This window comes from Pseudomonas sp. NBRC 100443, assembly GCF_030268185.1.
Taxonomy (GTDB): Bacteria; Pseudomonadota; Gammaproteobacteria; order Pseudomonadales; family Pseudomonadaceae; genus Pseudomonas; species Pseudomonas citronellolis.
This window is the reverse complement of sequence record NZ_BSQE01000035.1, coordinates 54795-65408: the sequence shown is the minus strand read 5'-3', so window position 1 is coordinate 65408 and position 10614 is coordinate 54795. Positions and strand designations below refer to the sequence as shown.

General features: G+C 67.3%; 9 protein-coding genes. 6 read left to right on the top strand and 3 right to left on the bottom strand.

The genetic code is table 11. The features are described from left to right. Nucleotides 1–227: 227 nt before the first annotated feature. A complete protein-coding gene (locus QSJ95_RS30760) occupies nt 228–557 on the bottom strand; it encodes a DUF1820 family protein (RefSeq protein ID WP_009617346.1) in 330 nt (109 codons plus the stop codon). 132 nt (nt 558–689) lie between these two features. On the opposite strand from QSJ95_RS30760, the gene miaB reads away from it, so the two are divergent. From miaB to lnt, 5 genes are all read left to right on the top strand, one after another. Then, nucleotides 690–2030, top strand: coding sequence for a tRNA (N6-isopentenyl adenosine(37)-C2)-methylthiotransferase MiaB (gene miaB, locus QSJ95_RS30755; RefSeq protein WP_285647439.1), 1341 nt, complete (start codon nt 690–692; stop codon nt 2028–2030). 90 nt (nt 2031–2120) lie between these two features. Beyond that, entirely contained in the window at nt 2121–3137 is a 1017-nt protein-coding gene (locus QSJ95_RS30750; RefSeq protein WP_009617342.1) for a PhoH family protein, read from the top strand. Beyond that, the gene (gene ybeY / locus QSJ95_RS30745) at nt 3130–3591 is read left to right on the top strand and encodes an rRNA maturation RNase YbeY (protein ID WP_009617340.1); all 462 of its coding nucleotides are present in this window, start codon (nt 3130–3132) and stop codon (nt 3589–3591) included. Before QSJ95_RS30750 ends, ybeY begins: the two co-directional genes overlap by 8 nt. A gap of 21 nt (nt 3592–3612) precedes the next feature. Beyond that, entirely contained in the window at nt 3613–4452 is an 840-nt protein-coding gene (locus QSJ95_RS30740) for a CorC family transporter (RefSeq protein WP_009617338.1), read from the top strand. A 321-nt stretch (nt 4453–4773) separates the two neighbouring features. Further along, nucleotides 4774–6306 carry an apolipoprotein N-acyltransferase gene (gene lnt, locus QSJ95_RS30735; RefSeq protein ID WP_285647437.1) on the top strand — a complete coding sequence of 511 codons (1533 nt, stop codon included), beginning with the start codon at nt 4774–4776 and terminating at the stop codon, nt 6304–6306. A gap of 204 nt (nt 6307–6510) precedes the next feature. Here the strand turns inward: lnt and QSJ95_RS30730 are convergent, their stop codons facing one another. Continuing rightward, nucleotides 6511–7272: a YdcF family protein gene (locus tag QSJ95_RS30730; protein WP_285647435.1), complete on the bottom strand. Its 762-nt coding sequence runs from the start codon at nt 7270–7272 to the stop codon at nt 6511–6513. Nucleotides 7273–7322: 50 nt separating this feature from the next. Continuing rightward, on the bottom strand, nt 7323–7751 hold the full coding sequence (locus QSJ95_RS30725; protein ID WP_009617334.1) for a hypothetical protein: 429 nt from the start codon (nt 7749–7751) through the stop codon (nt 7323–7325). Between the two features lie 237 nt (nt 7752–7988). Between QSJ95_RS30725 and leuS the strand changes: the two genes are divergently transcribed. Beyond that, a complete protein-coding gene (leuS, locus tag QSJ95_RS30720; protein WP_069862104.1) occupies nt 7989–10610 on the top strand; it encodes a leucine--tRNA ligase in 2622 nt (873 codons plus the stop codon). The last annotated feature ends 4 nt before the right edge of the window (nt 10611–10614 follow it).

The following is a 10614-nucleotide window of genomic DNA, read 5'->3' as shown; positions in this document are numbered from 1 at the left end:
GCCTATGAGGATCCGGGCGCCGACCACTACGAGCAAAAGTATCGCGAGCGTGTTGTCAAAGGCTTGCACCGTCGGGCTGCTGAATTTGGCTTCACCCTTCAGGCTGTAGAAGGTGTTTCTTAGGAAGAAGCTGGAAGCTGGAAGCTGGAAGCTGGAAGCTGGAAGCTGGAAGCTGGAAGCTGGAAGCTGGAAGCATGCAGCCACTTCCAGCTCATGGCTTCAAGCTTCTAGCTCTTGTCCGGCATCGGCATCGGAAACGGCATCACGTTGCCGCCGCCCTTGGCTTCGCTGATCTTCGGCGTGCCCAGGCGCTCGACTTCGTCGATGCGGATGATCGCGTGCAGCGGCACGAAGCTGCGGATAACGCCCTCGAACTGGGCCTTGAGCTTCTCTTCGCTGGGGTCCACGACCACCTGGGTGCGCTCGCCGAAGACGAACTCCTCGATTTCCAGGAAGCCCCACAGATCGCTCTGGTAGATCTGCTTGGCGTACATCTCGAACACCTGGCCCTGGTTGAGGAAGACGACTTTGTAGATCGGGTTCTCGCGCTTGTTCATGAACGACGGGTGACAGTTCTGCGAAAAGGAGGGCGCGAATCATAGCACAGCCGCCTGGCGCGCAACCCTAGGAACGGGCCCGGCGCGCCACTATAATGCCCGGTCATTTTGGATTTCCCCGACGAAACGCGCATGGCCAAGAAGCTTTTCATCCAGACCCACGGCTGCCAGATGAACGAGTACGACAGCTCGCGCATGGCCGATCTGCTGGGCGAGGAACATGCCCTGGAGCTGACCGCGAAGGCCGAAGAAGCCGACGTGATCCTCCTCAATACCTGCTCGATCCGCGAAAAGGCCCAGGAGAAGGTGTTCTCCGAACTGGGCGCCTGGCGGGCCCTGAAGCAGCGCAAGCCGGAGCTGGTGATCGGCGTCGGCGGCTGCGTGGCCAGCCAGGAAGGCGCCGCCATCCGCGAGCGCGCGCCGTTCGTCGACGTGGTGTTCGGCCCGCAGACCCTGCACCGCCTGCCGGAAATGATCGACGCCGCGCGCACCACCCGCAAACCGCAGGTGGACGTGTCCTTCCCGGAGATCGAGAAATTCGACCGCCTGCCCGAACCGCGGGTCGACGGCCCCACCGCCTTCGTCTCGGTGATGGAAGGCTGCAGCAAGTACTGCAGCTTCTGCGTGGTGCCCTACACCCGCGGCGAGGAAGTCAGCCGGCCGTTCGACGACGTGCTCGCCGAAGTCATCCACCTGGCCGAGAACGGCGTCAGGGAAGTCACCCTGCTGGGGCAGAACGTCAACGGCTTCCGCGGCGCCACCCATGACGGGCGCATCGCCGACTTCGCCGAACTGCTGCGGGTGGTCGCCGAGGTCGACGGCATCGAGCGCATCCGCTACACCACCTCGCACCCGCTGGAGTTCAGCGACGCGCTGATCGCCGCCCACGCCGAACTGCCGCAGCTGGTGCCCTTCGTCCACCTGCCGGTGCAGTCCGGCTCGGACCGCGTGCTGGCCGCCATGAAGCGCAACCACACCGCGCTGGAATACAAGTCGCGCATCCGCAAGCTCAAGGCCGCGGTGCCGGGCATCTGCATCAGTTCGGACTTCATCGTCGGCTTCCCCGGCGAGACCGACAAGGACTTCGAACAGACCATGAAGCTGGTGGAAGAAGTCGGTTTCGACTACTCCTTCGTCTTCATCTACAGCCAGCGCCCGGGCACCCCGGCGTCGGACCTGGCGGACGACACCCCGGAAGAAGTGAAGAAGCAGCGCCTGATGATTCTCAACACGCGCCTGCAGCAGCAGGGCTTCGAGATCAGCCGACGCATGGTCGGCAGCATCCAGCGCATCCTCGTCACCGACTATTCCAAGCGCGACCCCGGCCAGCTGCAGGGCCGCACGGCGAACAACCGCGTGGTCAACTTCGCCTGCGACAATCCGCGCCTGATCGGCCAGTTCGCCGAGGTGGAGATCTACGAAGCGCTGCCCAACTCGCTGCGCGGCCGCCTCATCGAGCCCACCCGCCACTGAAGTGCATCCCGGCGCCCGACTTTCCCACAGGGGCCGCCGGGGTTATTCTTCGGTCATCCCTAATTTCCCAACGGTCATACCGACAGCACCTTGAACGCCCCCCTGGATCTTCATCGCTTCACCCTGGAACCCTTCGACGCGCGCAGCTTCGCCAATCTCTGCGGGCAGTTCGACGAGCACCTGCACCAGATCGAGAAACGCCTGGACATCGAGATCCGCAACCGCGGCAACCAGTTCGAACTGGTTGGCGAGGCCGCGCGCACCCAGGCCGCCGAGCACCTGCTGCAGCGCCTGTACCGCGAGGCGCAGAGCGGCACCGAGCTGACCCCGGACATGGTCCACCTGTTCCTCCAGGAATCCGGCCTGGAAGACCTGGCCAGCTCCAGCGAAGCGCCCAGCATCACGCTGAAGACGCGCAAGGCGCACATTCGCCCGCGCGGCGCCAACCAGCAGCGCTACGTCAAGGCCATCCTCGACCACGACATCAACTTCGGCATCGGCCCGGCCGGCACCGGCAAGACCTACCTGGCGGTGGCCTGCGCGGTGGACGCCCTGGAGCGCGAGCAGATTCGCCGCATCCTGCTGGTGCGCCCGGCGGTGGAGGCCGGCGAGAAGCTCGGCTTCCTGCCCGGCGACCTGTCGCAGAAGATCGACCCCTACCTGCGCCCGCTATACGACGCCCTGTACGAGATGCTCGGCTTCGAGACCGTGGCCAAGCTGATCGAGCGCCAGGTGATCGAGGTCGCGCCGCTGGCCTACATGCGCGGGCGCACGCTGAACAACAGCTTCATCATCCTCGACGAAAGCCAGAACACCACCATCGAGCAGATGAAGATGTTCCTCACCCGCATCGGCTTCGGTTCCACCGCGGTGATCACCGGCGACGCCACCCAGGTCGACCTGCCGCGCGGCACCCGCTCGGGCCTCAAGCACGTGATGGAAGTGCTGCGCGACGTGCCGGGCATCAGCTTCACCCACTTCAAGCCCAAGGACGTGGTGCGCCACCCGCTGGTGCAACGCATAGTCGAGGCCTACGAGCGCTTCGAGGCACGCCAGCCGCTGCGCCAGGACGGCGAGCGCGCCCCCGGGGAAACCCGCGATGCTTGAACTCGACCTGCAGGTCGCCAGCCAGGCTGCCGACCTGCCCGCCGAGGCGCAGCTGCGCCAGTGGTGCGAGCTGGCCCTGCGCCAGCGCCAGGCCGACTCCGAGCTGACCATCCGCCTGGTGGACGAGGCCGAGGGCCGCGAGCTGAACCGCACCTGGCGGCACAAGGACTACGCCACCAACGTGCTGTCCTTCCCCGCCGACGTACCCGACGAGCTGCTGGACATCCCACTGCTGGGCGACCTGGTGATCTGCGTGCCGGTGGTCGAGCGCGAAGCCGCCGAACAGGGCAAGGCGCCGGCGGCGCACTGGGCCCACCTGGTGATCCACGGTTGCCTGCACCTTTTGGGCTACGACCATATCGAAGACGCCGAGGCCGAGGAAATGGAGGCCCTGGAACGGCAATTGCTGGCCGAACTGGGCTACCCCGACCCGTACGCGGCGGATGAAGAATAAAAGCCAACGAGCAAAGGAAAGATGAGCGAAGACCGATCGAGCAACGGGCATAAGTCCTGGCTGGACAAGATCACCCAGGCTTTTGCCCATGAGCCGAGAAACCGCCAGGAGCTCCTCGAGCTGCTGCGCGACGCCCACGACAACAAGCTGCTGGACAGCGAGGCGCTGTCCATCGTCGAGGGCGCCATCCAGGTCGCCGACCTGCAGGTGCGCGACATCATGGTGCCGCGTTCGCAGATGATCAGCATCAAGGCCAGCCAGAGCCCGCGCGAGTTCCTCCCGGCGATCATCGAGGCGGCGCACTCGCGCTACCCGGTGGTGGGCGAGAGCCTCGACGACGTGATGGGCGTGCTGTTGGCCAAGGACCTGCTGCCGCTGATCCTCCACGACGACAGCCACGCCTTCAACATCAAGGACCTGCTGCGCCCGGCCACCTTCGTGCCCGAGTCCAAGCGCCTGAACGTGCTGCTGCGCGAGTTCCGCGCCAACCACAACCACATGGCCATCGTCATCGACGAGTACGGCGGCGTGGCGGGGCTGGTGACCATCGAGGACGTGCTGGAGCAGATCGTCGGCGACATCGAGGACGAGCACGACGTCGAGGAAGACAGCTACATCAAGCCGCTGCCCAGCGGCGACTTCATCGTCAAGGCGCTGACCCCGGTGGAAGCCTTCAACGATTTCTTCGGCGCGGAATTCTCCGACGAGGAATTCGACACCGTCGGCGGCCTGGTGATGAGCGCCTTCGGCCACCTGCCCAAGCGCAACGAGACCACCGAACTGGGCGGCTTCCGCTTCCGCGTGCTCAACGCCGACAGCCGCCGCCTGCACCTGCTGCGCCTGACGCCGCTGCGCGACTGAGGCGGGCCTGCTCCTCTGTAGGAGCGCGCCCTGCGCGCGAATCGCGGGCAGGGCCCGCTCCTACAGTTCCAGGGAAGCACCATCGTAGGATGGGTTGAGCGAAGCGATACCCATCGCCGCAACCGCATGGGTTTCGCAAGGCTCAACCCATCCTACGAAGAGCGCCTCCCGCCGCGGACAAGCTCCGCGCCTACGGGCCGTTCCGACATCCTGCAACACCGCGTCGCAGACGCCTCGTGGCTTTTCGCCCTCGTCCCCATAGCCGACCGTTCGTCTCTCCATTACTCTTGCGCATCGCCAAATCGCTTCCAAGGAATACCGATGCGCTGGATCACCCGTCCCGGCTGGCCGGGCCACCTGCTGGCCCTTGCCGCCGGCGCCATCACCCCGCTGGCCCTGGCCCCCTACGGCATCTGGCCGCTGGCGCTGCTCTCCGTCGCCCTGTTCTACCTCGGGCTGCGTGGCGTCACCCCGGGCTCGGCGCTGTGGCGCGGCTGGTGGTACGGCTTCGGCGCCTTCCTCGCCGGCACCGGCTGGATCTATTACAGCATCCACGACTTCGGCGGCGCCTCGCCGGCCCTGGCCGGTTTCCTGGTGGTCGGCTTCAGCGCCGGGGTGGCGTTCTTCTTCGGCCTGCCGGCCTGGGCCTGGGCGCGCCTGCTGCGGCGCAACAACGCACCGGTCAGCGACTCCCTGGCCTTCGCCGCGCTGTGGCTGGGCCTGGAGGTGTTCCGCAGCTGGTTCCTCACCGGCTTCCCCTGGCTCTTCACCGGCTACAGCCAGCTGCAGGGCCCCCTGGCCGGCCTGGCGCCGATCGGCGGCGTGTGGCTGATCTCCTTCAGCATCGCCCTGTGCGCCGCGCTGCTGATCAACCTGCCGCAGCTGACCTTCCGCCCGGCGCAACTGGTCGTCGGCCTGGTGCTGCTGCTGGCGCCGTGGATCGCCGGCCTCGTCCTCAAGGGCCACGCCTGGACCGCCCCCGCCGGCGCGCCGCTGACCGTCGCCGCCATCCAGGGCAACGTCGCCCAGGACATGAAGTGGGACCCCAAGCACGTCACCGCGCAACTGGAGCTGTACCGCGACCTCAGCGCCGAGCAGCATGACGTCGACCTGATCGTCCTGCCGGAAACCGCCGTGCCGCTGCTCAAGGACCAGGCCGGCGGCTACCTGGCCATGCTCGACGAGATGGCCAGGCAGAAGCGCGCCGCGCTCATCACCGGCGTGCCCATGCGCCAGCGCGACGCCGACGGCGTGCACTACTACAACGGCATCACCGTGGTCGGCGACGGCAGCGGCGACTACCTCAAGCAGAAGCTGGTGCCCTTCGGCGAGTACGTGCCGCTGCAGGACCTGCTGCGCGGCCTGATCACCTTCTTCGACCTGCCCATGTCCGACTTCGCCCGCGGCCCGGCCGACCAGGCGCTGCTCAAGGCCAAGGGCTACGCCGTCGCGCCGTACATCTGCTACGAAGTGGTCTACCCGGAGTTCGCAGCCGGCCTGGCGGCACAGAGCCAGCTGCTGCTGACCATCAGCAACGACGCCTGGTTCGGCACCTCCATCGGCCCGCTGCAGCACCTGCAGATGGCGCAGATGCGCGCCCTGGAAGCCGGACGCTGGATGGTCCGCGGCACTAACAACGGCGTCACCGCGCTGATCGACCCGCAGGGCCGCATCGCCCACGAGATCCCGCAGTTCCAGCAGGGCGTGCTGCGCGGCGAGGTCACCCCGATGCAGGGCCTGACGCCCTACCTGAAATGGCGCCTGTGGCCGCTGGGCAGCCTGGCGGTGGTCCTGGCGCTCTGGGCCGTGGCGCGCCGCCAGACCGCGCCCGAGCAGCGCCGGATGTTCGGTTGAGTGTAGGGCGTACAACCGTTCGCGGTTGTACGCCGAGGTTGAGTTCAACAGCGGCTCCGTGCTCGACACCGAGCGGAATGCAGCCAAGGTCAGGCGGCGGATAACCGCGAACGGTTATCCGCCCTACGTTGCCCCACCCACATCGTTCCCCTGTAGGAGCGCGCCCTGCGCGCGAATCGCGGACAAGGTCCGCGATGCATCCCCTCAGCGATAGAACAACCGGTACCCCAGCAACCCCAGCGCCTCATTGAGCAACTGGTTGCTCTGCCAGAACGCCTTGGCCTCCGGCAACCAGCCGCCGAACGGGCGGGCGTTGTCCACGCCGATGAAGCCCATCGGCGCCGGCACCACCTCCAGGCCATTGGCCTCGAAACTCCAGACCGCACGCGGCATGTGCTGCGCCTGGGTGACCAGCACCACGCGGCGCACGCCGGCCTGGCGGAGGATTTCCGCGCTCATGGCGGCGTTCTCCCAGGTGGTGCGGCTGCGCCCTTCCTGCCAGCGCACGCTCACGCCGTAGTCATCCGCCAGGCTGGTGGCCATGATCTGCGCCTCGCTGGGCGGCGTGCCGTAGTGCAGGCCGCCGGAAGTCAGGATCGGCAAGCCGCTGGCCTTGGCCAGGCGCGCGGCGTAGCGCAGCCGCTCGCGGGCCATGAGCCCGGGCTGGTCGTCGCCCCAGGCCGGGTCGCCGCGCTCGCGGCCCGCGCCGAGGATGACGATGGCCTCGGCGCGCTGCGCCAGCCCCGCCCACTCCGAACGCGTCAGGGCCGGCTGGCGCTCCAGCAGGCGCGCGCCCCACTCCACCGTCAGCGGCAGGCTGAGCAGCCAGAAGCCGGCAAACCCGGCGACGAAGCAGGCCAACGCCAGCCTCGGCCGACGGCGGCGCAGGACGAAGCCCAGCAACAGGAGAATGAGCAGGATGCCCGGCGGCATCAGGATCTGCTTGATGAGATAGCGCAACGGCATCGGCGGCTCCTTTCATGGAGCGCCACAGCCTAGCGGATGAACGCGCGGAATCAACGCCCGCGGGAGCCGCGGAACAACTGCGAACCACAGGAAGCGCAGGGCATCACCCCGTGCTGGCGGTTGTACACAACCGGCGTGCCGCACAGCGCGCAGAGCAATTGCAGGTGGCGGTGGGACGGACGCGTCTTGCCGGCGCTGCCGCCCAGGCGCGCCCGCGTGGAGCGGGCGGGAGCGTGCTCGATCAGCGCCAGTTCCTCGGCGGCGGCGTGCCAGCCGCGCAGCCAGTTGACGTCCTGGTCGAGGTAGGCGCGGATCAGCTGCATCTCGGCGCTGCTCAGGCCGCGCAACTCCAATTCCTCGGGATGCTCATCGCGCAGGCGTTCCGCGGTCTCGGCCTCGTCCAGGGCCAGTTCAAGTCGATGCAACAACCGCTCATAAAGACCGGGACCCGACAAACTTGCACGATGCAGCTCAGCCATCAGTCACCTCAAGCAGGCGGAAACCTCCCGCCCTCAGGCCAAGCTTAGCGCCCCGGCCCCTGGGCCACCGAGCGCGCGACAAACGGCGCGGGCTACCGGCTCGGGGAGGGCTCATGTATGCTACGAGGCTTTATGCAGCCCCTTGCCGACCGGCCGCCGCGGTGCCCCGGCAAGACGGGAGCGCCCGCTCCGCTCCCACGGCCGCGCCGTCTATTCCGTACAGGTCCAAGTCGCGCCATGCACGAGCAATACCAGCCTCTCGAGATCGAATCCCAGGCCCAGAAGTACTGGAACGAACACAACTCCTTCCGCGTCGAGGAAGTCCCCGGCAAGGAGAAGTTCTACTGCCTGTCGATGTTCCCGTATCCGAGCGGCAAGCTGCACATGGGCCACGTGCGCAACTACACCATCGGCGACGTGATCAGCCGCTACCAGCGCATGCAGGGCAAGAACGTCCTGCAGCCGATGGGCTGGGACGCCTTCGGCATGCCGGCGGAAAACGCTGCGATGAAGAACAACGTCGCCCCCGCCGCCTGGACCTACGACAACATCGCCTACATGAAGGCCCAGCTGAACAGCCTGGGCCTGGCCATCGACTGGTCGCGCGAAGTCACCACCTGCAAGCCGGACTACTACCGCTGGGAGCAGTGGCTGTTCACCCGCCTGTTCGAGAAGGGCGTGATCTACCGCAAGAACGGCACCGTCAACTGGGACCCGGTGGACCAGACCGTGCTGGCCAACGAGCAGGTCATCGACGGCCGCGGCTGGCGCTCGGGCGCGCTGATCGAGAAGCGCGAAATCCCGATGTACTACTTCAAGATCACCGCCTACGCCGAAGAACTGCTGGAAAGCCTCGACCACCTGCCGGGCTGGCCCGAGCAGGTCAAGACCATGCAGCGCAACTGGATCGGCAAGTCCCGCGGCATGGAGATCGCCTTCCCCTACGACCAGGCCTCCATCGGCGAGGCCGGCCAACTGAAGGTCTTCACCACCCGCCCGGATACCCTGATGGGCGCCACCTACGTGGCCGTGGCCGCCGAGCACCCGCTGGCGACCCTGGCCGCCCAGCGCGAGCCGGCCCTGCAGGCGTTCATCGACGAGTGCAAGCGCGGCGGCGTCGCCGAGGCGGACATCGCCACCCAGGAGAAGAAGGGCGTCGCCACCTCCCTGTTCGTCGAGCACCCGCTGACCGGCGAGAAGCTGCCGGTGTGGATCGCCAACTACGTGCTGATGACCTACGGCGAAGGCGCGGTGATGGCCGTACCGGCCCATGACGAGCGCGACTTCGAGTTCGCCAACAAGTACCAGCTGCCGATCCGGCAGGTGATCACCCTGGCCGCCGGCGACGACGGCTACGACGCCAGCGCCTGGCAGGAGTGGTACGGCGCCAAGGACGACAGCATTCGCACCGTCAACTCCGGCAAGTACGACGGCCTCGGCTACCAGGCCGCCTTCGACGCCATCGGCGCCGACCTGGCCGCCAAGGGCCTGGGCCAGGCGCGCACCCAGTTCCGCCTGCGCGACTGGGGCATCAGCCGCCAGCGCTACTGGGGCTGCCCGATCCCGATCATCCACTGCGAAGCCTGCGGCGACGTGCCGGTGCCGGCCGACCAGCTGCCGGTGGTGCTGCCGGAGAACGTGGTGCCGGACGGCGCCGGTTCGCCCCTGGCGAAAATGCCGGAATTCTACGCGTGCAGCTGCCCGAAATGCGGCCAGCCGGCCAAGCGCGAAACCGACACCATGGACACCTTCGTCGAGTCGTCCTGGTACTTCGCCCGCTACGCCTGCCCGCAGTTCGAGGACGGCATGCTGGACAAGAAGGCCGCCAACTACTGGCTGCCGGTAGACCAGTACATCGGCGGCATCGAGCACGCCATCCTGCACCTGCTGTACGCGCGCTTCTTCCACAAGCTGATGCGCGACGAGGGCCTGATCGACTCCGACGAGCCGTTCAAGGACCTGCTGACCCAGGGCATGGTGGTCGCCGAGACCTACTACCGCACCACCGCCAACGGCGGCAAGGACTGGTTCAACCCGGCCGACGTGGAAGTCGAGCGCGACGCCAAGGCCAAGGTCATAGGCGCGCGCCTGAAGACCGACGGCCTGCCGGTGGAGATCGGCGGCACCGAGAAGATGTCCAAGTCGAAGAACAACGGCGTGGACCCGCAGGCCATGATCGACGCCTACGGCGCCGATACCTGCCGCCTGTTCATGATGTTCGCCTCGCCGCCGGACATGAGCCTGGAGTGGTCCGACTCCGGCGTCGAGGGCGCGAGCCGCTTCCTGCGCCGCGTCTGGCGCCTGGCCCAGGCCCACGTCAACGCCGGCTTCGCCGCCGCCGTGGCGCAGGACACGCTGGACGACGCGCAGAAGGAAATCCGCCGCGCCATCCACCTGGCCATCAAGCAGGCCAGCCAGGATATCGGCCAGAACCACAAGTTCAACACCGCCATCGCCGCGGTGATGACGCTGATGAACGTGCTGGAGAAGGTCCCGCAGGAAGGCGCCGGCAACCGCGCCCTGCTGCAGGAAGGCCTGGAGACCGTCGCCCTGCTGCTGGCGCCGATCACCCCGCACATCTGCCACGTGCTCTGGCACGAGCTGGGCCACACCGGCGCGGTGATCGACGCGCCCTGGCCGCAGGTCGACGAGAGCGCGCTGGTGCAGGACACCCTGCAACTGGTGGTGCAGGTCAACGGCAAGCTGCGCGGGCACATCGAAGTGCCGGCCGAGGCCAGCCGCGAGGACGTCGAGGCCACCGCCCGCGCCAACGAGAACGTGCTGCGCTTCACCGACGGCCTGACCATCCGCAAGGTGATCGTGGTCCCCGGCAAGCTGGTCAACATCGTCGCCAACTGATGGC